Below are 21,295 nucleotides of genomic sequence, written 5' to 3'. Positions count from 1 at the left end.
CCTCCGCCTCCCAGCGCCCGCCCACGCGCTTGAGCGCGCCCGCCTCCACCAGCATGCGCAGGCATTCGGTGGCGAAGAACGCGTTGCCTTTCGTGGTCGCGTGCAGCCGGGTGACGAAGCCCTCCGGCATGTCCAGCCCGGGCAGCACCAGCTCCACCAGCGTGCCCACGTGCTCCGCGGACAGCGGCTCCAGGTCCATGCGCGCGGTGAGCTTCTCGTCCACCGTCTGGAACGCGAGGCTCAGGCGCGACAGCTCCGCGGAGCGGAACGTGCCCACCACCATGCCGCGCGTGCCGTGCAGCGCGCGGATGAGGACGTTGATGGCCTCCAGCGACGCGCTGTCCGCCCACTGGAGGTCCTCGAAGCACAGCACGAACGACTGACGCCCGCCGAGCGTGCGCGTCCACTCCGACAGCGCCTCGAAGAACGCGCCCTTCTCCTCCGTCCCCTCGCGCAGGGCCCGCTCGTGCACCTCGCCCTCGGGCACCTCCGACGACAGGCCCGGCAGCATGCGCATCAGCCGGGGCCCCAGCCGGTCCATCAGCTCCGACGGCGTGTGCGGCACCATGCTGCGCAGGGCCTGCGCCACCGGCGCGAGCGGGGCCAAGCCCTCCGCGCGGCACTGGCCCCGGCCGAAGGGCAGCTCCGCCAGCTTCGCCTGGAGCTCGAACTCCTGGAGCAACCGCGTCTTGCCCACGCCCGCGGGACCGCCCACGAGCACCGCGCGCGACTGGCCCCAGTCCGCCTCGGCCAGGCCGTTCATCAGCCCTTCGAGCTCCGCCTCGCGGCCCACCACCTCTGGCACGTGCAGGTAGCTGGCACGCGCCGACAGCGGCTCCTCCGGGGACGGCTCGCCGCTCGCGTGGCAGAGCGCCTCCATCAGCTCGCTCGCGTCCTGGAAGCGCTCGCGTGGATCCTTGGCCATGAGCAGGAGGATGATCTCCTCCAACTGCGGATCCACCGCGCACAGCGTGGAGGGGCGCGGCGGCGGACGCGTCAGGTGGTCCGCCAGCAGCACGGCGGGGTTGCTGCGCTTGAAGGGCAGCTTGCGCGTGGCCAGGTACCAGGCCATCACGCCCAGCGAGTACAGGTCCGCGCGCCCGTCGATGCTCGCGCCCCGCTGCCACTCCGGCGCCAGGTACTCCAGCGTGCCCTTGAGCTTGCCGGGACTGGGCGTGCCCAACTGGTGCATCACGCCGAAGTCCATGAGCTTCACCGCGCCGGACTCGGTGATGCGCACGTTGCTGGCCTTGATGTCGCAGTGCACGTACAGGCGCGAATGGATGAACGCCAGCACCTGCGCCATCTGGATCAGCACCCGGTACAGCGTGCGCGTGTCCAGCGGCGCTTCTCGCACCAGCGTGCTCAGGTCGTGGCCGCCCACCACCTCCATGGTGATGAAGCGGTTGCCGGCCTCCGTCATGCCCCAGTCGTAGACCTTGAGCGTGGACGGGTGCTGGAGCTTCTTCATGGCGAAGAACTCGTGCCGGAACATCAGCACCAGCTCCTCCACCTTCGCCGCGGACAGCTCCGCCGGGACGTGCATCTCCTTGAGCGCGATGCGCCGACGCTCCTGGAGGTCGTCCGCCAGCCAGATGCGGCCCATGCCGCCCTCGCCCAAGAGCGACTCCACCCGGTAGCGCCCGGTGACGACGATGCCCGGCTCCAGCGAACGCCGCCCCCCGATGCCCGCGCCCGGCAACGTGATGGGCGTACGCACCCGGTCCCCCCACGTGCTCGGAGGCCGGGTTCGCTCGTCCAGGACCGTTGTCTTCTCGTCGTCGCTCACGCGCTAGGGGCCGGCCATTCCGCCGGGATCCAGACGTCGGAGGAATAGCACGTTTCAGTGACACCGCCTCCGGGACATCCGAGCAGGTGCATCCCTGTTCCTAGTTCCTGATCAATCGTTCTGCTGGAAGAAAACGCGGCCTGCCGCCCGGATGCCTGCTGGGGAGCCGCTTCCGGTCGCCCGGGCACGACGCACCGTGACGCATGCACACCCTTCTTCCAGGCACAGGGCCCATTGCCCGCGCCAGAGGGGGAGACGGCATGCGGGCATGGAAGCGGGGAGGAGTGGCCGTGGCCTTCGTGGCCGTCACGGCCTGGATGGCCTGCGGTCAGCCTGAAACCCACGAGGCCCAGGGCCTCCAGCGGGCCACGGCGGCCACGGTGACGCTGGGCGACGGTCACTGCGCGGGCGTGGTTGTGGGCCAGGGACGACACGTGCTCACCGCCGCCCACTGCGTGGCGCAGGAGAGCAGCCCCGAGTTCACGAACTTCGAGGACGGGCGGCGGCTGGAGGGCCGTTACGTGTTCGTGGATCGCGGCCGGGACCTGGCCGTGCTGGAATTGGAGGCGAAGGCCCCGGTGGCCCCGCTGGAGGTGGCCGAAGCGCTGCCCGCGCCCGGGGACGTGCTCGTCTTCACCGGCCGGTATGACCGCCCCGGCGAACCGCAGCAGGTGATGCTGGAGCGGCTGGGCCGCTGCCCCTCGCTGCCGGACGTGCCCGCCGCGCTCTTCACCACCATGGACGGCACCCCGGGAGACTCCGGCGCGCCGCTGGTGGATGCCAGGATGCGGGTGGTGGGACTGGTGCACGGCGGCGCGCGGTGCAGCATCGCCGCGCCCACAGCCGACATCGCGCCGGAGGTCCAACGCCTGTCCCAGGAGGATGCGCAGCCGCTGGCCCAAGGCCTGCCACCGGACCCGCGCTGAAAGCGGCATGACGACTTTGCCGCGCCGTGAGGACCGGGTGGGTACGGCGCGGCGCGACACGGGGCCACCGTCCCCCTCGTCCCTGGACGGCCGGGCAGGCAGGCCCGGCAGGACCGCCATTGCTTCGTCCCTCCGGGGAGGCACACCTTGCAGCCGGGAGCCGGACCGCGCCCCGACGCAGGGTCCGTCGTCCGTCCCCGTCGGAGGCAAGACCATGGCCGGCCACAAGGGCAGCAGGAACTTCCAACCTCGCAACCGGGGCCAACTGGAGGACGCCCAGGACCGCGCCGCCGCGGAGCTGAGCCGCGAGCGCTCCGAAGCCGCCCTCGCCCCGGACGTCAACCCGGGCCCGGTGGAGGAAACCCCCTGGGAGGCGAGCGTCGAGCGCGGCGAGGAGTGGGAGGAGAGAGCCGTCCCGGAACGGGAGGCCCGGGGCGACGAGGAGCCGGACTCCGAGGTTTCCCGGCGGGGGCTCGTGAATCCACCACCGGAGGACTAGGGAGCTGGGAGGCAAACCCGTGAGGTGGCGGCTTCCAGGAATTCTTCCGGGTGAAGGGGGACCTCTTGCCCGGTGCGCACGGTGGGGGGATGCTGGGCGCTGTCGTTGCCCGCTGTCCGCGGTCCCCTCCCCGGGAGTCGAAGCGCCGTGAAGCCCAAGGTCCTCATCGTCGAGAACTCCTGGACCATGCGCGAGACGCTGCGGCTGCTGCTGTCAGGGGAGTTCGACTGCACGGTGGCGGCGGACGGCGAAGCGGGGCTGGCGCACGCGCTGACGGAGCCGCCGGACGTGCTGCTGTCGGACGTGAACATGGAGGGCATCGACGGCTACGAGTTGTGCCGCCGTGTCCGCGCCGAGCCGGCCCTGGCGCACCTGCCGGTGGTGTTCGTCAGCGGCTACGCGCCGCGCGCGGACCTGGAGCCCGGGCAGCCCCAGCCGGACGCGTACCTGGTCAAGCCGGTGAAGCCGCCGTACCTCATCGCGCAACTGCATGCCGTGTTGCAGCGTGCGCGGGGCGCCACGGCCAAGGCCGCGGGCGAGGGCTGAAGCCGGCCGAGTGCCGGACGGCCTCCTGACGGGACGCGTGCGCAAAGTCCGCCTGTGTCGCGGCGCGGACGGCCCGGGCAACTCTCGCTGACCTGGGACCCGGGGAGGGCTATACCTTGCCCCCCTTTCCTTCCCGCCCCGAGGTCCTCGCGTGCTCAACGCCTTTCCCCGCGTCCCGGCTCCCAAGAACGAGCCCGTCCTCTCCCACGCTCCCGGCACGCCCGAGCGCGCCGAACTCCAGAGCGCGCTCAAGCGCATGAGCAGCGAGCAGGTGGAGATCCCCATCGTCATCGGCGGCAAGTACCTGCACTCCGGCAAGACGGACACCGTGCGCATGCCCCACCGGCACAAGCACGTGCTGGCCACCCTGCACGAGGCCGACGCGAGCCACGTGGAGAAGGCCATCCAGAACGCGATGAGCGTGAAGGAGGACTGGGCGCGGATGTCCTTCCACGCACGCGCGGCCATCTTCCTGCGCGCCGCGGAGCTGCTCGCCACGCGCTACCGCCCGCTGCTCAACGCGTCCTCCATGCTGGGCCAGTCCAAGACGGCGCACCAGGCGGAGATCGACGCGGCGTGTGAGCTCATCGACTTCCTTCGCTACAACGTCCACTTCGCGCAGCAGATCCTCTCCATCCAGCCGGAGAGCTCCGCGCAGACGTGGAACCTGACGGACTACCGGCCGCTGGACGGGTTCGTCTTCGCCATCACCCCGTTCAACTTCACCTCCATCGCGGTGAACCTGTGCGCGGCGCCCGCCATCATGGGCAACGTGGTGCTGTGGAAGCCGTCCTCCACGCAGGGCCTGAGCGCGTGGTACGGCCTGGAACTGCTGCGCGAGGCGGGCCTGCCCGACGGCGTCATCAACATGCTGCCCGGCGACGGCCCCACGGTGGGCAACCCGGTGCTGGCGAGCCCCCACCTGGGCGGCATCCACTTCACCGGCTCCACGCCCACGTTCAACAGCCTGTGGAAGAGCGTGGGAGAGAACATCGGCCGCTACAAGCAGTACCCCCGGCTGGTGGGTGAGACGGGCGGCAAGGACTTCATCTTCGCGCACCCGTCCGCGGCGGATGACCTGGAGGCGCTCGCGGTCGCCATCGTGCGCGGCGGCTTCGAGTACCAGGGCCAGAAGTGCTCCGCCGCGAGCCGCGTCTACGTGCCGGAGTCGCTGTGGCCCAAGCTGAAGCCGCGCCTGCAGGCGCTCATCGCGGACATCAAGATGGGCGACGTGACGGACTTCCGGAACTTCATGGGCGCCGTCATCGACGAGCGGTCGTTCAAGAAGGTGTCCTCGTACATCGAGCTGGCGAAGACGGGCGGCGACGCCACCATCATCGCGGGCGGCGGGACGGACAGGAGCGAGGGCTGGTTCGTGCAGCCCACGCTGGTGCAGTGCAACAGCCCGCGCCACCGCATCATGACGGAGGAGATCTTCGCGCCACTCGTGGGCCTGTACGTCTACCCGGACGCGAAGCTGGAGGAGACGCTGAAGGAGTGCGACCAGTCCGCCAGCTACGCGCTGACCGGCGCCATCTTCGCGCGCGACCGTCAGGCCATCGAGATGATGATGAGCAGCCTGCGCGGCGCGGCGGGCAACTTCTACATCAACGACAAGCCCACGGGCGCGGTGGTGGGCCAGCAGCCCTTCGGCGGCAGCCGGGCGTCGGGCACCAACGACAAGGCGGGCTCCATCGTCAACCTGTTCCGCTGGAGCAGCCCGCGCACCATCAAGGAGAACTTCGTGCCGCCCGCGAAGGTGCCCTACCCCTTCATGGACAGCGACCCGAAGGAAGGGGCCATCTAGGCCATGAGCGGACCGTTCCCGGGCATCGCGGGGCTGGACACCTACGCGCTGGAGGACGGCGCGTGCCGCGTGGAGATCATCCCCACGCGCGGCGCGCTCGTCACCCGCATGGTGGTGGAAGGCGAGGAGGTGCTCTTCCTGGATGAGGGCACCGTCGCCGACCTCACGAAGAACGTGCGCGGGGGCATCCCCGTGCTCTTTCCCATCGCCGGCCCCCTGCCCGGGGACACGTACCCGGCGGACCGCAAGGCGTACACCCTGCCGCAGCACGGCTTCGCGCGGCGGCTGCCGTGGACGGTGCGGCAGTCGGAAGGTTCGCTGCTGGTGCTGGGGCTCACCTCCTCCGAGGAGACGCTGCGCCAGTACCCCTGGGCCTTCGACGCGCAACTGACCTTCTCGCTGGTGGGCAGCCGGCTCACCCTCGACTTCGACCTGGAGAACCGGGACACGCGGCCCCTGCCGCTGCACCTGGGCTACCACCCGTACTTCCGCGTGCCGCAGGCCAACAAGGCCCAGGCCCGCGTGGAGACGGACGCCACGCACGCGTGGGACAACCGCGAGAAGCATGAGGTGCCCTTCACCGGCCTGGACCTCACGGCGGCGGAGGTGGACATGCACCTGCGCGACCACAAGGGGCCGGGCACGACGCTGGAGCGCGGGCCGGGCCTGCCGCCGGTGAAGCTGTCGTGGAGCCCGGAGTTCCGGCTGCTCGTCGTGTGGACGTTGCAGGGCAAGGACTTCGTCTGCGTGGAGCCGTGGACCGCCGCCGCCGGGGCCCTGGCCACCGGCGAGGGCCTGCTGCACGTGGAGCCCGGCGAGCGCGTGTCGCTCGCGTTCGACATCGAGGCTTGAAGCCTCCGGCCACCTCGTCCCGCTCAGCTCAGGCGTGCGGGATGAGGGGCATCGTCAGCGGGCCGCGCACGGTGAGGGAGGTGTTCCACTTCACCGGGCCCGTGGGCGTGAACTTCGTGAAGCGCGACAGCAGCACCTCCAGCCCCACGCGCGCCTCCAGCCGGGCCAGCGGGGCTCCCAGGCAGAAGTGGATGCCGTGGCCGAAGGGGAAGTTGTTCACGCCCTCGCGGTCCATGTCGAAGGTGTCCGGGTCCTTGAAGCGCTCGCCGTCGCGGCACGCGGAGCCCACCATCAGCGCCACGCGCGCGCCCGCCGGAATCACCACGCCTGAAACCTCCGTCTCCTTCGTGGTGACGCGCACCAGCCCGTGCACGGAGGGCTCGAAGCGCAGCACCTCCTCCACGAAGCGCGGCAGTTGCGCGGGGTTCTCGCGCAGGCGGGTGAGCAGGTGCGGGTGCTCCATCAGCATGCGCACGCAGTGGCTGACGAGCTGCACGGTGGTCTCCAGCCCCGCGACCACCAGCAGGAACAGGAAGCTCATCAGCTCCGCGTCGGAGAGCGCCTCGCCGTCCACGCGCGTCTGCACCAGGTCCGACACCATGTCCTCTTGCGGCTGGCGGCGGCGGTCGGCGACCACCTGGGACAGGTAGTCCTCCATCTCGCGCACCGTGGCGCGGATGGATTCGTGACGGTGGGTGTCCTTCTCCGTCGTCCCGGACACGCTGGACAGGTCCACCGACCAGCGCTTGTAACGGGCGGTCATCTGCGGATCCAACGCGAACAGTTCGCCAATCACGCTCGCGGGCAGCGGCATGGCGAAGGCGTCCACGAAGTCCACTTCACGCTCGGGTTGCAGTCGCTCGGCGAGGTGTTGCGCGAAGCCGCGGATGCGAGGCTCCATCCGGTTCACCGCCGTGGGCGTCCACGCGCGGCTCACCAGCGTGCGCAGCCGCATGTGGTGCGGCGGATCCATCACGATCATGGATTCGGAGAACGGGTTGTGGCCCAACCACGGGGGCGCCGTGACGGTGCGCACGCCCGCGGACGAGAACACCTGCGGGTTCTTGAACGCCGCGGACACGTCCTCGAAGCGCGTGAGCGCCCACAGGCCGCCCGGCTCCACCTGACACACCGGAGCGCTGCGCCGCAGCTCCGCGTAGACAGGGTAGGGATTGGCCCGGACCTCCGGCGCCATCAGGTTCACGCGTCCGCTCATGGAAGAATTTCCTTTCCGGGCTGGAAATGTATAGCCGGTATACTGGCGGCTGAACAGAGGCGGGACGGTGCCACAGCGCACGGACGGCTCCTCAGCGGCCCCGGTGAACGACAAGGTCATCGCGGGCGCCGCGCACTGCGCGTTCGACCAGGTGGGCCGCGTCTCCGAGGTCTGGAACGAAGCCACGCCGTAGCTCACGCGTCCGAAGGCGCCGGGGCGTGCGCGATGCGCACGTGCACGATGGCCGGCGTCTTGTGCTTGAGCCAGGGCAGCCGGTTGACGTTGTTGTAGACGATGCGCTGCAAGCCTCGGGGGAACATGAACGGCACCCGCGTGACGTGCTTCACGCGCGGGTGCCAGCGCTTGAGCGTCGGTGCCAGCTCGTCCAGGTTGATGCCCCACGGCATGGGAGGCACCCGGTAGGCGGGCGTCCGCTTCAGCCCGGTGAGCGTCTTGCGGGAGAACCACCGGGGAATCGTGTCGAAGAGCAGCTCCGCGCCCGGGAAGCGCTCCGCGATGTCCACGATGAGGCGGCGGACCTCCTCCTCCTCGAAGTACATGAACAGCCCCTGCGCGATGATGAACACGCCCTGGGACGCATCCACCGCGTCCATCCAGGAGCGGTCCAACGCGCTCCCCGCGAAGTGGCGCAGCCGCTCCGTGGGCGGCAGGAAGCGCTCCCGGATGGCCACCGCCTCCGGCAGATCCACGCTCAGCCAGCGCAGCCGGCCGTTGTCCAGGCGCTGCGCCTGCGTCTCCAACCCCTCCCCCAGCGACACGACGAAGCCATCCGGATGCGCGGAGAGCCACTGGCGCAGCACCCGGTCCGTCTCCACCGCGCGCACCGCGTGCGAGCTGTCCGCCTGTCCGAACGAGCGCACGAAGTCGTACTGGATGGCGTCGTAGATGCGCACCACGTCCGAGTCCCGGAGGATGCCGTCCGCCCGCTTCGCCTCACCCGCGCGGTTGTGCAACGTCCACAGCATCGTCTCCGGGATGCCCGTGAGGTTCGGGACGTAGTAGCGCTCGGTCATGGCAGGGTCCTTTGAGGAACCCCAATAAGATATTGATAATCAGAATCAACTTCAACTCCGCCCCCGAATTCAAGCGCAAGGACCGGAGCGCGGGACACCTCCGTGGGCGCTAGCGTGTCGCGCATCCCTTCCTCTTCCGGAGCCTCTTCGATGCGCCTCCACGACTGCCTCCCCTCCGCGAATGGCTACAAGGTCCGCACGCTCTTCGCGCAGTTGGGCCTCGCGTATGAGCTGGTGCCGGTGGACATCTTCGCGGGCGAAAGCCACACGGCCGACTTCCACGCGAACAAGAACCCGGACGGGCGCATCCCGGTGCTGGAGCCAGAGCCGGGACGGTTCCTCGCGGAGTCCAACGCCATCCTGTTGTTCCTCGCGGAGGGCACGCGGCTGCTGCCCGAGGACCGCTTCGCGCGGGCGCAGGTGCACCAGTGGATGTTCTTTGAACAGAACGGGGTGGAGCCCAACCTGGGCACCGCGCGCTACTGGCGCCTCAGTGGCCGCGAACCCCAGCAACCGGAAGCGTTCCGACAGCGCATCGCCGGGGGCGTGCGCGCGCTGGAGACGCTGGAGCGCCACCTGCGCACCCGCACGTTCCTGGTGGAGGAGCGCTACACCGTCGCGGACCTCTGCCTCTACGCGTACGTGCACCTGGCGCCGGAAGCGGGCGTGGAGCTGACGCCGTACCCTGGTGTGCTCGCGTGGCTCGAACGGGTGCGCCAGCAGCCGGGCTTCCAGGGCACGCTGCCGCCCTACCCCGCGAACGCCCACGTGCGTTGAGCACACCTCACCGGTCGCGTTCGGCGCAAAGGGCCTCGTCCGCGAACGCGCGGGTGCGTTGAGCGAGCCTCACCGGTCGCGTTCAGCGAGCACGGCCTCGCGGGTCTCCGCGTCCGTGAGCATCACCGTCGGCACCTCCGCGGGTGTCTCCGCGAGCCTGCGCGCCAGCAGCTCCGTCACGGGCGCGAGGACGCTGAAGTGCGTGGCGCCGGGCACCGGCAGAAACGACAGCGGCGCGTCCTTCGCCGCCTTGCGCAGGGGTTCGAACGCTTCGGTGTTCCCATGGTCCGCGCCCTCGATGACCTGCGTGGGCACGCGCAGCGCGTCCACGAAGCTCACCGGGTTGCGCATCCACAGCTCCGGTCCCGTGGCGCGGTCCAGCGCCGTGCCCGTCCTGCCGTATCCAGAGACATCGTGGGTGGGACCGAAGACATACGCGCCCTTCAAGCGCGGAGCATGCACGGCGGCGATGAGCGCCAGCGTGCCCCCCGTGCTGTGGCCTCCCAGGTAGATGCGAGCGGGATCCACGTCCGGGCGCTGTGCCAGGAAGTCGATCGCGGCCACCACGTCATCCGCCTCGCCCAGGAAGTATTCGTGCTCACCGGGGTTGTCGTTCGCGCCCCGCAGCGACGGCAGCATCAGCACCATGCCCGCTTCGCGGAACGCTCGTGCGCTCTGATCATTGTCGCGGGCCGCGGGCAGCCACGCGAGCGGGCCGATGCCCCAGTTGAACCCGCCGTGAAGCCACACCATCGCCGGGCGCCTGTTCCCTTCGCGCACGGGCGTGACGTAGGCCGCGTTGCTTCCCAGCGGCGCCGGGTAGCGCACCAACTCGAAGACACCGGGAGGCGGAACGGGCGCGCTCGAAGGCAGCGCGGCGGGGTCCTTCAACTGCGTGCGGAACGTCTTTCGCAAGGTCATGGGCGTGGGCGGCGCGGGCCTGGAACAGGCGACCGTGAAGAGACAGGTGACGAAGCAACTCAGCAGGATGGGAAGCGCTGAAGCACGCGAGAGCGTCATCATGGGAATACGCGACGGCACGTCGTCACCGGCACGTGACGTGCGCGGCTTCGTTCCGGAGGGTGGCTTGACAGCGCGCGGCATGCTCGCTACTTCTACTCGCAGAATGTTCGTCACCTCCGCCATGTGCATGTGTTCGATGCCTGTTCCGGGTGGGCCCAAGCCCGCCGCGGCCGGCTGACGCACAGCCTGCCCCTGGCGAGCCACCGGAGCCCACCCACCCGCGAGGGTCGGTGGGCTTCGTCGTTCCGGGCCTCCGCTCTCGTACCCCAGCCGAAGAGCGTCGTTAGCGCCCACCGTGACCTGAAGCCTCCCCCGCCGCCCGTCGTGCCCTGACGTCCCCGTCACCCTTCCGCCCTTCACTTGACGCGCGCCTTCGCTGGCGACGCGAACAGGAGTCCCTTGCCATGAGCACGCCCAACGACCGCCCGCTGCACTTCGACACGCTCGCGCTGCACGCCGGCTACTCGCCCGACCCCACCACCGGGTCGCGCGCGGTGCCCATCTACCAGACGACCAGCTACCGCTTCCGCGACGCGGACCACGCCGCCGCCCTCTTCGGCCTCAAGGAGTTCGGCAACATCTACACGCGCATCATGAACCCCACGACGGACGTCTTCGAGAAGCGCATCGCCGCGCTCGAAGGCGGCGTGGGCGCGCTCGCGGTGGCGTCCGGACAGGCCGCGCAGACGCTGGGCATCCTCAACATCCTCAAGAACGGAGATGAAATCGTCTCCGGCGCCAGCCTCTACGGCGGCACCTACAACCTCTTCAAGGTGACGCTGCCCCGCCTGGGCATCACCACCCGCTTCGTGGACTCCAACCGTCCGGAGTCGTTCCGCGAGGCGATTGGCCCCAAGACGAAGGCGCTCTACCTGGAGTCCCTGGGCAACCCGCGCCTGGACGTGCCGGACTTCGACGCCATTGGCGCCATCGCGCGCGAGGCGGGCCTGCCCCTCTTCGTGGACAACACCGCGCTGTCCCCCGCCCTCTTCAACCCGCTGCGCCACGGCGCGAACATCGTGCTGCACAGCGCGACCAAGTACATCGGCGGCCACGGCACCTCCATTGGCGGCGTCATCGTGGACGGCGGCAACTTCCCCTGGGAGAACGGCAGGTTCCCCGAACTGACCGAGCCCAACCCCGGCTACCACGGCCTGCGCCTGCGCGAGGCCTTCGGGCCCGCGGCCTTCATCCTCAAGGCCCGCCTGGAGGGCCTGCGCGACCTGGGCCCCGCGCTCAGCCCCTTCAACGCGCACGCGTTCATCCTGGGCCTGGAGACGCTGCGCCTGCGCCTGGAGCGCCACTCGCAGAACGCGCTCTCCGTGGCGAAGTGGCTCCAGACCCACAAGAAGGTGGAGTGGGTGCGCTACCCGGGCCTGGAGAACGACCCCGCGTTCACCAACGCGAAGAAGTACCTGAAGGGCGGCTTCGGCGGGCTCGTCACCTTCGGCGTGAAGGGCGGCTTGCAGGCGGGGCGCCGCGTGATTGACGGCGTGAAGCTGTGGAGCCTGCTCGCGAACATCGGCGACACGCGCTCGCTCATCATCCACCCGGCGTCCACGACGCACGAGCAACTGTCGCCGGAGGAGCGCGCCAGCACGGGCGTCACCGACGACCTGGTGCGGCTGTCCGTGGGCCTGGAACACCTGGACGACATCCTGGCCGACCTGGACCAGGCGTTGAACGCGGCCTGACGCCATGCGACCCGTGAGGAATCCCGTGGACATCCCCGCGCGCGCGGAAACGCCGCGCGTCTTCGACCTGTCGCTGCCAGACCTGCCACTGGAGGCGGGGGCTCGCGTGGCCCCCCATCTGGTGCGCGGCTGGTGGTGGGGGCCCCCGGAGGACCTCGCGTGGTTGCAGTCGCGCTCGCGCGTGCACTCGGAAGAGGCGACGCGCGCGGGCAGGCTTCAAGTGGTGCGGCGTTCCGCGTCCGACCTGCGGGACGCCGCCGCGGATGCACGTCGCAACGGTCCGCGACGCGCGCCCGACCCGGTGCCCACCGTGCTGCTGGTGCACGCGCTCACCGGGGACATGAACGCGGGAGGTGAAGGCGGCTGGTGGGGGCCTGTCATCGGTCCGGGCCGGCCGTTGGATCCATCGCGCGTGCGCCTCTTGTGCTTCAACAACCTGGGCTCCTGCTACGGCACCTTCGGGCCCGCGGACGAAGGCTTCCCCCAGCGAACCGACGACACCCGCTTCGGTCCGTCGCCCGTGCTGGCCAAGGGAGACCTGCGCCTGGATGAGCGCAGCCTCCCCGCCACCATCACGCCATGGGACCAGGCGCGTTCCATCCTCGCCGCGCTGGACGCGCTGGGCATCGAGGAGGTGGCGCTCGTCACCGGGGGCTCGCTGGGAGGCATGGTCGTGCTGTGCCTCGCGGCGCTCGCGCCGGAGCGCTTCCAGCGCATGGTGCCCATGGCCACGGCGGAGTCCGCGTCCGCGTGGGTGGTGGGCTGGAACCACGTGGCCCGGCAGGCCATCTTGTTGGATCCGGAGTACCCCGAGTCCCCCCGGCGCGGCCTGGAGCTGGCGCGTCAGTTGGCGACGCTCACCTACCGCGCGGAGGCGGGCCTGGACGCGCTCCAGAAGCGTCCGCAGGCGTGGTCGTCGCGGGCGCTGTATCCGGTGGAGAGCTACCTGGAGTACCAGGGCGCGAAGCTGGAGGCGCGCTTCGACGCCCGCTCCTACCTGGCCCTGCTGGGCGCCATGGACCACCACGACCTGGCGCGCGTGCCCACGCCGCGCGGAGGTCCGGGCCTGGACCGCATTCGCGCGAGCACGTTGGCCATCGGCATCGACCGCGACCAACTCTTCCCGCCCGAACACATGGTGACGCTGTCCCGGCGCCTGCGCGCGCAGGGCCTCCACGCCGAATACGCGGCCCTGTGCAGCGTGCACGGCCACGACGGCTTCCTCATCGAATGGGACGCGCTCGCGCCCCTGTTGCTGCGCGCCCTCGCCCTGCCACCGGGCGTGGGCCGCGACGCCCGCGCTCCCTCTCCTGCCGGCGTCCGCGCCCGGAAGACTTCATGACCGCTCCCGTGAGCATCACCCGCTACGCGCCGTTCCTCCTCGACAACGCCCTGGGCCTCGCGTCCGTGGCCACGCACCTGTCGCGCCGCGACGCGGGCACCACGCGCGCCGCCATCGTGTCCTCTCCTCCGTGGCTCGCCACTGGCCTGGAGGCCGCGCTGTCCATCGCGCTGAAGGGCAACTCCACGCTGGCCCGGCAGGAGCTGGACGGACTGCTGGCGCGGGGCCTGTTGATGCTGGAGGAGGCCGAGCGCCGGCTGGGCGCGCCTCCGGGCTCCACGTCGGTGGAGGCCAACGGCACGCGCTCGCTGGCGTCGCTGCTGGAGCCCGCGCGTCGCGCGTTGGATGGAGCCAGCCTCGTGCGCGAGCGGCGGCCGGCGCTGGAGGACGTGGTGCGCGGCACGGGCGAGCGGCTGACGGCGGCGCTGCTGGCGCGGCTCTTGGGGGCGCGGGGCGTTCCCTCGCTGGAGGTGGACGCGGCGGACTGGACGGTGACGGAAGGCGAGCCCGGACAGGCGCGCGTGAACCGGGAGCACACCCGCGCTCGCGTGGCGACGCTGCGGTCGGCGTGGGAGGGACGTTTGACGTTGCACGCGGGCGGGCGGGGCCTGTCGCTCGACGGGCGCTCCACGACGCTGGGCACGGGTGGCGCGGACGAGACGGCGGCGGTGCTGGCCGTGCTGCTGGGCACGCCGCTGACGTTGTGGACGGACGTGCCCGGCGTGATGACGGCGGATCCGCTCCACGTCGCGGACGCGCGGCCGGTGCCGCACCTGAGCTACACGGAGGCGCTGGAGCTGGTGTACCTGGGCCTGCCCACGTTGCACCCTCGCGCGCTGTCCACGCTGCGCGACGCGGACATCCCGCTGCGCGTGCGCCACCTGCAACATCCCGACGAGCCCGGCACGCTCATCGACGTGCCCGGCGCGGGGGATGGCAGCGTGCCCACGTGCGTGGTGTCGCTGGAGGACCTGGCGCTGCTGGGCCTGGAGGGTGGCACGGAGGAGGCGGCGCGGCCGGTGGGGCCTCGTGCGTTGCAGGCCCTGGAGGCGGCGGGCATCGACGCGTGGATGGCGGCGCAGTCGTCGCCGGGGCGTTCGGTGGCGGTGGTGCTGCACCGGGTGCATGCGGCTCGCGCGGAGGAAGTGCTGCGGAGGGAACTGGCGCCGGAGCTGGAGCGGGGCGCGCTGCTGCCTCCTCAGGTGCGTGCGCCGGTGACGCAGGTGGCGTTGGTGGCGGAGGCGATGGGACAGGGCGCCAACGTGGCCGGACGCCTGTTCCAGCCGCTGGGGGCGCTGGGCATCAACGTGCGCGCCATCGCGCAGACGGCCAGCGCGCGCTCCATCTCGTTCATCGTGGATGGAGGGGAGACGGCGCTGACGGTGCGCACGGTGCACGCCGCCTTCCACTTCGCCCATGAGGAGGTGAGCCTGCTGGTGCTGGGCCACGGCGTGGTTGGCAGCCAGTTGTTGGACCAGTTGCGCACGCTGCAACAGTCGCTGGAGCAGGAGCACGGCATCAAGCTCAACCTGGTGGGGCTCGCGGACAGTCGGCGGGTGCTCTTCTCGCCCGAGGGCATCCCGCTGAGCCAGTGGCGCGAGCGCATCGAAGCGGTGCCCGAGGGTGCGTCGCCGCCCGTGGTGCAGGCCCTGCTGGAGGCGCTGCGGCGGCTGCCGGTGCCGGTGCTGGTGGACTGCACCGCGGCGGATGGCATGGAGGCGCTGTACCTGGAGGCGTTCCGCAGCGGCATCCACGTGGTGGCGGCGAACAAGAAGCCGCTGACGCAGCCGCGAGAGGTGTGGGAGCGGCTGCGGAGCACCGCGCACCTGAACCACCGCGCGTACCACTACGAGACGACGGTGGGCGCGGGCCTGCCCGTCATCCAGACACTGAAGGACCTGGTGCGAACCGGAGACAGGGTGCACGGGGTGGAGGGTTCATTCTCCGGAACGCTCGGCTACCTGAGTCAGCAGTTGATGGATGGGGTGCCGCTGTCGAAGGCGGTGCGCACCGCGCGCGAGAAGGGCTTCACGGAACCGCACCCGCGCGAGGACCTGGCGGGCACGGACGCGGCACGCAAGGCGCTCATCCTGGCGCGCGAGCAGGGCCTGGAGCTGTCCATGGAGGACGTGGAGGTGGAGCCGTTCGTGCCGCGCGAGTACCTGGAGGAAACGGACGTGGAGCGCTTCCTCACCGGCCTGGAGAAGCTGGACCGGACGTTCACGTCGCGCATCGAGGGCCTGCGCGCGGAGGGCAAGGTGCTGCGCTACCTGGCGCGCATCGACCCGTCAGCGAAGGACGGGCCGGTGCTGCGCGTGGGACCGGTGGCCGTGTCGAAGGAGCATCCGGCGACGCGGCTGCGTGGCTCGGAGGCGTTCGTGGCCTTCTCCACGGAGCGTTACGCGGACTACCCGCTGCTGGTGCAGGGCGCGGGCGCGGGCGGTCCCGTCACGGCGGCTGGAGTGCTCGCGGACATCCTGAAGATTGCGCAGGGCCTGCGCGGGCGGTGAGCGGAGGAGGGCCGGTGCACGGCGGCCCTTGAGGCAGGGGCTGCGCCCGGGCGGGCGCAGCCTACTTCCGGGTCTTCGTCTTGTTCGCTGAAGGGGGCGCCTTCCTCGCCGCGTCCCTCTTCCCGCCGAGAGCCTTCCCCGAAGCGGGAGAACGCTTCGTGGACGCGGCCCTCTTCGCACTGCCCCGCTGCTTCGTGGGCACTGCCTTCTTCGCGCCCCTTGCCGCACCCTTCTTCGCACTGCCCCGCTGCTTCGCGGTCACGGTCTTCTTCGCGCCGCGCCGCTGTTTCGCGGGCCCGCCATTCTTCGCACCACCCCGAACCTTCGAGGGCGCAGCGTCTTTCGCACCGGGTGCCGCGCCCTGCGTCACACCGCGCACGGCACCGGCCTTCTTGAGGTCGGCCGCGCCCTTCTCGGCGAGTCCCTCCTCCAGGGCAGGAGCCTCCTGTGCGTCCTTATCGCCAGCGGGATCGCGCTCCATGGGACCGGACCGGCTCACCGCCACCTTCCTGCCGGAGAAGGCATTCCAGCCCTCCAGGGCATGCGTCCACCGCGCCAGCGTCTCCTCGCGGGCGCCCGCATCCGGCAGTCCTTCCGCATGCAGCGCCACGGTGATGCCGTGCACGGAGGGAATCAGGCGCAGTTGGACGGTACGTGCCCGGCTCCACCCGTCGCGCTCCAATCGCAGGCGCAGCTGCTTCGCGGGGACACACCGAACCACCGTCACGCGTGTCCCATCCGGGAGCGAGGTCACCGTCCCTTCCTTCAGCGGAGGCTGGAGCGCACCCACCCAGCGCATCAGGCCCTGAGCTTCACCCCAACCCTTCCACGCGACGTCCGCCCCCACCGAGAAGGAGCGACGGACCCCTGCCTGGAATCCAACCTTCGCCGTCTGCCCTGTCGGCATTTGTCACCTTCTCCCGGTAGTCTTGTTTCCTTCCCTTCACGGAAAGGATTGCCAGATGAACCGACTACTTAAAGGCGTGTCACTCACCGGAGCAATGCTGCTGGCCGCATGCGGAGGCACGGAATCGTCTCCCGGACAGGACACCGCCGTGGACCAGGTGGAGCAGGCCATCGCGCCCATCAGTTGCGGCGTCGACCCCAACCGCTCCGTCACCTACTACAGCAACTCGTCGAAGACCGTCGAAGTGGGCCGTCGGGACTGCCGATGCGATGGCAAGGAGATCAACCTGGGCCAGAAGACGCCCTATTGGACGTACGTCAGCGACCCGCACTGTCCCTGAATGCCGGCACGCGGCCGCGTCCTCAAGGCGCGGTCGCCGCGGCCCGCGCCTGCCGGTCCCACTCCGCCGGCAGGCCGATGTTCAGGAACACCGGAAGGCGCAGTCCCGGGAAGGCCGCTTCGATGCGCGCCCGGATGCGCTCCCCCGCAGCGTCCGTAAATGGCCCCTGGGGCTTCTCCGCCGCGACCTCCGCGATGACGCGCTCCAGGTACTGACGCTCCCGCGTGAGCAGCCCCGCGTCACCGGAAGGCCCACGTCCCGGGTGCACCACCTTCGGGCGCAGCGCCTTCAGTTCCTCCAGCCGCTCCAGCCACGCGTCCGTGCGGCCCATCTCCAACCAACTGTGCGCGTCGTTCGCCACCAGGTCGCCGGGGAACACGTGCCCGTCGAACTCCACCACCACGTGCGCCTCGCTGCACCCCGCGCCCAGCACGTGCGCCTTCACCGTCACGCCGCCCGCGCTCAGCTCCGCCGGCTGGCTTCCGAAGCTGTCCGGTAGGGGCAGCGTCGTCGGATAGTCCGGCGCGTACCTCGCGGCGAACGCGCGCGTGCGCTTCTCGTGGATGGCCGGGATGGCGGCGCGCACCTGCTCGCTCGTCACCACGCGGATGCCGCGCTTGCGCAGCACGTCCGTGCCGTTGAACTTGTCCGGGTTGGCGTGCAGCACGATGGCCAGCTCCGCCTTCTTGCCCGTCACCGCTTCGGCCCAGGTGACGAACTCCTCCGCCGCGGACGGCAGGAACTGCGTGTCCACCAGGATGAGCCCCGTGGGGCCCTCAATCCAGTACGACGCCGTGCTGAAGCCCCACGGCGAGGACACATAGGTGCCCACGCGCGCGTCCGCGTGGGAGGCCAGCGTCACCTGCGCCCCTTCCAGACGCGCCGGAGACGACGCACAGCCAGCGGACAGGACGGCCAGGAGACTCAAGGCGAAAGCAGGACGATGCAGCACGGGGCGGGCCTTTCCTTCAGCAACCAGCGCCCCCTGCCTAACCGGCCTCCCCGCCCGCTCGCAAGCCGGCGCGTCACCCCGTGGGGCGGTACCCCGGCATGAGGAAGTTGTCGTGGTCCGCGTACGCGGGCGCCTCCGCCTCGCCGGTGAAGGCGCGCAGGATGCAGTACTCCGGATAGGACGCCTGGATGGTGACCTGGTCCCCCGGCTGGAACACCACGTCCCCCTGCGGATGCAGCGTCTCCTCCGCGCCCCGGATGAGCGACAGGGCCAGCCCGCCGAAGCGGTCGCGCACCTGGGACACGTTCAGGCCCGGCAGGCCGTCACGCACCACGAACAGCGACACCACCATCAGGTGCTTGCCGATGCGGAACGAGTGCACCAGCCTCGGGTCCAACGCCGCCAGCGCCATCGCGGGCGCGGCCAGCGAGGAGCTGGACAGGGCCTCCGCCTTGAACGTGTCGCGCACCTTCGCGCCCAGGTCGTCGTCGAACAGGCGGATGACCACGCGGATGCCCGGGTTGAGCCGCCGCGCGTCCAGCGCGATGTTCAGGTTCGCCAGGTCGTCGTCCGTGGCGCAGACGATGGCGGACGCGCGCTTCACGTGCGTGCGCGGCAGGCACAGCGGGCTGCGCGTGTCGTCGATGAGCAGCGGCACGTTCTCATCGCGCAGCGCGGACACGAACGTCGCGTCCTCGCGCTTCTCCACCACCACCACGTCCTTACCCATCTCCCGAAGCTGCGTCACCACGCGGTAGCCCACGCGCCCCGCCCCGCACACCACGACGTGGCCCTTCATCGTTTCGGACACCACGGTGACCCACTCCTTGTCGTTCTTGTGCCGGGCGAAGAAGAGGTACGCGAAGCGCACCACGCCATCCACCACCAGCGCGATGCTGATGGGCGGAATGAGGATGTTCAGGCTCTCCACCAGCCAGTCGCTGACGTACGGCAGCGACGGCTGCCCGAAGAGCAGGAAGTAGACATGGTGCAGCGCCTCTCCGTAGGAGATGCGGTCGCCCCCCGGCCCCACGAAGCGCCACTGGAACAGCAGCGGCCCCATCCCGAAGATGACCGCCGCCAGCAGCAGCGTGCTGCGGAACCTGCGCGACAGCGCGCGCAGATACCGCAGGTCCACCATCAGTCGCGCGGAGAAGCTCTTCATGCCGGGGCAGTCTACGCCGCCGGGGTGATGTCCGTGGAGGCTTCCGCCTTCGCGCGGCGCTTCTCGATGAGCCACACCGCCAGCACGCCCAGCTCGTAGCAGAGCAGCATGGGGCCGGCCATCAGCGACAGGTTCACCACGTCACCCGTGGGCGTCAGGATGGCCGCCGCGATGAGGCACACCACGAACGCGTGGCGCTGGTAGCGGATGAGCCACTTCGACTGCACCACCCCGACGATGCCCAGCAGGGCCATCACCAGCGGCAGCTCGAAGATGACGCCGAAGGCGAGGATGAGCAGCAGCACCAGCGACAGTTGCTCATTCATCGTCAGCATGGGACGCGTCCAGCGCGCCGCTTCCGCCTCCGCGTGGCCCTTGGCCAGCTCCTTCTGCAACCGCCACAGGCCCGACATCTCCTCGGCGCGCGTGGGGGCCACGCCCGCGAGCAGGCTCGCGGCCTGGTCCATCGCCGCTTCCGACGTGGCGTAGTCCTGACGGCCGTAGGCGTTCACCGCCTCCACCCGCTTCTCCACCGCCGCACGCAGCACGCCGCGCGCGGAGACGCCCAGCCCGTCCGACGCCGCGTCCAGCAGATCGCCCAGGTTCTTCAGGCGCGCCGTCAATTCCACGCTGCGGGCGGAGGCGACTTCGGGGTCCTTCACCTGGCCTTCACCGACGGCCGTCAGCGCGGCGCTGGTCTCCTTCGCCAGGTGGCCGGCGCGCTCCACCTCGCCAATGCGCAGGAAGCGCAGCGCGTCCTCCGCGCCCAGGCGCGCCGTGTCCACGCGCTGCTCCAGGGCGAGCGTCTCCTCCTCGCTCAGGAGGAACTTGAACATGGAGGGCAGCACCAGGAAGTAGCAGAACATCGAGCCCACGATGAAGGCCACCGAGCCCAGCACCACGAAGGGCGACGCGTACTTGCGCTCCTCCGGGTAGAGCCCCGGCGCCACGAAGCCCCAGATCTGCCAGAGGATGACGGGCGTGGTGAGGAAGATGCCGCAGTACACGCCCACCTTCATCAGCACGTTGATTTCTTCGATGCCGGATGTGTAGACGAGCGAGCGCCCGTCCGCGGGCAGCGCGTCGAGCACCGGCCGCATCAGCAGACCGAAGATGGGCTTGGCGAAGATGAGCGACACGGCGCCCAGCACGAGCACCGCGAGCGAACACTTGACGAGCCGCGTGCGCAGCTCCGTCAGGTGCTCCGACAGGCTCATGCGCAGATCGTTGAAATCAACCCCTTGGCGGTTCAGGGCTCAGCTCCGTTTCGGCGCGTTGCGCGCCACCGTGCCCGGAATGGGGGCGAGTTGCGGAAGACCATCCGGGCCAAGACGCGGCTCCGTCCCACCGGCTTCACCGTCAGCCTCGGCGCCGGTCGCGGACGACGCGTCGGGACCCGCCGCCATCGTCAGCGTCACGGCCCCGGCCTCCGCAGTCGGCGCGGGAGACTCCGACGCCGTTTCGGAGGCGGGCTCCGGCGACGCGGTGAGCGACGGGGAGGGCTCCGCGAGCAGGTTGGGCATGGACCCATCCGGCAGGTGGTGCGCGCCGCTGGCCAGCTCCGGGGGCGGGGACGGCACGCGCGTGCCCGGGCGCGGCGGCGGCGGCAGCTCGCGGTTGAAGTCCTCGTCCATCTGGTAGAACTCGCGCTCCACCACGTTGCGCACATCGTCCGTCTGGCGACGGAACTCGCGCATGAACTTGCCGATGGCCCGCGCCAGCTCAGGCAACCGCTGGGGGCCGAGCACGATCAGCGCGGCCACCAGGATGAACACCATTTCGCCTGCGCCGATGTTGAACATGGGTCTTCAGAGTCCCCTTGGAGGGAGATCCCGGGTTATCGCCCCGGGAGCGGGCCCGCGCAACCGCCAGCGGACATCCAGCGACCGACCGGCCACGTGAACAGGGGGCGGGCG

20 protein-coding genes are annotated in these 21,295 nt (G+C 70.5%); 11 read left to right on the top strand and 9 right to left on the bottom strand.

What is annotated here, in order from left to right; all coding sequences use genetic code 11:
- The coding region (locus D7V88_RS22735; RefSeq protein WP_244238320.1) for a serine/threonine-protein kinase at nucleotides 1-1,606 on the bottom strand (1,606 nt) is incomplete at its 3' end.
- 473 nt (nucleotides 1,607-2,079) lie between these two features.
- Between D7V88_RS22735 and D7V88_RS22730 the strand changes: the two genes are divergently transcribed.
- From D7V88_RS22730 to D7V88_RS22710, 5 genes are all read left to right on the top strand, one after another.
- The gene (locus D7V88_RS22730; RefSeq protein ID WP_244238319.1) at nucleotides 2,080-2,715 is read left to right on the top strand and encodes a S1 family peptidase; all 636 of its coding nucleotides are present in this window, start codon (nucleotides 2,080-2,082) and stop codon (nucleotides 2,713-2,715) included.
- A 214-nt stretch (nucleotides 2,716-2,929) separates the two neighbouring features.
- Nucleotides 2,930-3,214, top strand: coding sequence for a hypothetical protein (locus D7V88_RS22725; protein ID WP_244238318.1), 285 nt, complete (start codon nucleotides 2,930-2,932; stop codon nucleotides 3,212-3,214).
- 147 nt (nucleotides 3,215-3,361) lie between these two features.
- Entirely contained in the window at nucleotides 3,362-3,760 is a 399-nt protein-coding gene (locus D7V88_RS22720; protein WP_120542748.1) for a response regulator, read from the top strand.
- Between the two features lie 151 nt (nucleotides 3,761-3,911).
- The gene (pruA, locus tag D7V88_RS22715) at nucleotides 3,912-5,567 is read left to right on the top strand and encodes an L-glutamate gamma-semialdehyde dehydrogenase (protein WP_120542747.1); all 1,656 of its coding nucleotides are present in this window, start codon (nucleotides 3,912-3,914) and stop codon (nucleotides 5,565-5,567) included.
- A 3-nt stretch (nucleotides 5,568-5,570) separates the two neighbouring features.
- A complete protein-coding gene (locus D7V88_RS22710; RefSeq protein ID WP_120542746.1) occupies nucleotides 5,571-6,419 on the top strand; it encodes an aldose epimerase family protein in 849 nt (282 codons plus the stop codon).
- 28 nt (nucleotides 6,420-6,447) lie between these two features.
- Here the strand turns inward: D7V88_RS22710 and D7V88_RS22705 are convergent, their stop codons facing one another.
- Nucleotides 6,448-7,635 carry a cytochrome P450 gene (locus D7V88_RS22705; protein ID WP_120542745.1) on the bottom strand — a complete coding sequence of 396 codons (1,188 nt, stop codon included), beginning with the start codon at nucleotides 7,633-7,635 and terminating at the stop codon, nucleotides 6,448-6,450.
- Between the two features lie 67 nt (nucleotides 7,636-7,702).
- Here D7V88_RS22705 and D7V88_RS45205 point away from each other — a divergent pair, with 67 nt between their 5' ends.
- Nucleotides 7,703-7,828 carry a hypothetical protein gene (locus D7V88_RS45205; protein WP_279636063.1) on the top strand — a complete coding sequence of 42 codons (126 nt, stop codon included), beginning with the start codon at nucleotides 7,703-7,705 and terminating at the stop codon, nucleotides 7,826-7,828.
- 1 nt (nucleotide 7,829) lies between these two features.
- On the opposite strand, the gene D7V88_RS22700 is transcribed toward D7V88_RS45205, so the two are convergent.
- Nucleotides 7,830-8,669 carry a class I SAM-dependent methyltransferase gene (locus tag D7V88_RS22700; RefSeq protein ID WP_120542744.1) on the bottom strand — a complete coding sequence of 280 codons (840 nt, stop codon included), beginning with the start codon at nucleotides 8,667-8,669 and terminating at the stop codon, nucleotides 7,830-7,832.
- A 150-nt stretch (nucleotides 8,670-8,819) separates the two neighbouring features.
- Between D7V88_RS22700 and D7V88_RS22695 the strand changes: the two genes are divergently transcribed.
- Nucleotides 8,820-9,446, top strand: coding sequence for a glutathione S-transferase family protein (locus D7V88_RS22695; protein ID WP_120542743.1), 627 nt, complete (start codon nucleotides 8,820-8,822; stop codon nucleotides 9,444-9,446).
- A 69-nt stretch (nucleotides 9,447-9,515) separates the two neighbouring features.
- Here D7V88_RS22695 and D7V88_RS22690 read toward each other — a convergent pair whose 3' ends face one another.
- Nucleotides 9,516-10,469 carry an alpha/beta hydrolase family protein gene (locus D7V88_RS22690; protein ID WP_158625131.1) on the bottom strand — a complete coding sequence of 318 codons (954 nt, stop codon included), beginning with the start codon at nucleotides 10,467-10,469 and terminating at the stop codon, nucleotides 9,516-9,518.
- 404 nt (nucleotides 10,470-10,873) lie between these two features.
- On the opposite strand from D7V88_RS22690, the gene D7V88_RS22685 reads away from it, so the two are divergent.
- From D7V88_RS22685 to D7V88_RS22675, 3 genes are read left to right on the top strand one after another with little or no spacing between them, the layout of a single operon-like run.
- On the top strand, nucleotides 10,874-12,163 hold the full coding sequence (locus tag D7V88_RS22685) for an O-acetylhomoserine aminocarboxypropyltransferase/cysteine synthase family protein (RefSeq protein ID WP_120542741.1): 1,290 nt from the start codon (nucleotides 10,874-10,876) through the stop codon (nucleotides 12,161-12,163).
- Nucleotides 12,164-12,167: 4 nt separating this feature from the next.
- Nucleotides 12,168-13,505, top strand: coding sequence for an alpha/beta fold hydrolase (locus D7V88_RS22680; RefSeq protein ID WP_120542740.1), 1,338 nt, complete (start codon nucleotides 12,168-12,170; stop codon nucleotides 13,503-13,505).
- A complete protein-coding gene (locus tag D7V88_RS22675; RefSeq protein WP_158625130.1) occupies nucleotides 13,502-16,015 on the top strand; it encodes an amino acid kinase family protein in 2,514 nt (837 codons plus the stop codon). Before D7V88_RS22680 ends, D7V88_RS22675 begins: the two co-directional genes overlap by 4 nt.
- 61 nt (nucleotides 16,016-16,076) lie before the next feature.
- Here the strand turns inward: D7V88_RS22675 and D7V88_RS22670 are convergent, their stop codons facing one another.
- Nucleotides 16,077-16,922, bottom strand: coding sequence for a hypothetical protein (locus D7V88_RS22670; RefSeq protein ID WP_147448821.1), 846 nt, complete (start codon nucleotides 16,920-16,922; stop codon nucleotides 16,077-16,079).
- A gap of 55 nt (nucleotides 16,923-16,977) precedes the next feature.
- Between D7V88_RS22670 and D7V88_RS22665 the strand changes: the two genes are divergently transcribed.
- Complete coding sequence (locus D7V88_RS22665) at nucleotides 16,978-17,262, top strand: DUF6289 family protein (protein ID WP_147448820.1); 285 nt, start codon at nucleotides 16,978-16,980, stop codon at nucleotides 17,260-17,262.
- A gap of 22 nt (nucleotides 17,263-17,284) precedes the next feature.
- Here D7V88_RS22665 and D7V88_RS22660 read toward each other — a convergent pair whose 3' ends face one another.
- The 4 genes from D7V88_RS22660 to tatB form a co-directional block, all read right to left on the bottom strand.
- Nucleotides 17,285-18,214 carry an MBL fold metallo-hydrolase gene (locus D7V88_RS22660; RefSeq protein ID WP_244238317.1) on the bottom strand — a complete coding sequence of 310 codons (930 nt, stop codon included), beginning with the start codon at nucleotides 18,212-18,214 and terminating at the stop codon, nucleotides 17,285-17,287.
- Nucleotides 18,215-18,287: 73 nt separating this feature from the next.
- Nucleotides 18,288-19,379: a potassium channel family protein gene (locus D7V88_RS22655; RefSeq protein WP_120542736.1), complete on the bottom strand. Its 1,092-nt coding sequence runs from the start codon at nucleotides 19,377-19,379 to the stop codon at nucleotides 18,288-18,290.
- 11 nt (nucleotides 19,380-19,390) lie between these two features.
- Nucleotides 19,391-20,596 carry a twin-arginine translocase subunit TatC gene (tatC, locus tag D7V88_RS22650; protein WP_120542735.1) on the bottom strand — a complete coding sequence of 402 codons (1,206 nt, stop codon included), beginning with the start codon at nucleotides 20,594-20,596 and terminating at the stop codon, nucleotides 19,391-19,393.
- A 39-nt stretch (nucleotides 20,597-20,635) separates the two neighbouring features.
- Entirely contained in the window at nucleotides 20,636-21,181 is a 546-nt protein-coding gene (tatB, locus tag D7V88_RS22645) for a Sec-independent protein translocase protein TatB (protein ID WP_120542734.1), read from the bottom strand.
- Between the last annotated feature and the right edge of the window lie 114 nt (nucleotides 21,182-21,295).

The sequence above is a fragment of the Corallococcus terminator genome, from assembly GCF_003611635.1.
GTDB lineage: Bacteria > Myxococcota > Myxococcia > Myxococcales > Myxococcaceae > Corallococcus > Corallococcus terminator.
The sequence above is the reverse complement of the archived record's forward strand: the minus strand, read 5'-3'. Positions and strand labels throughout refer to the sequence as shown.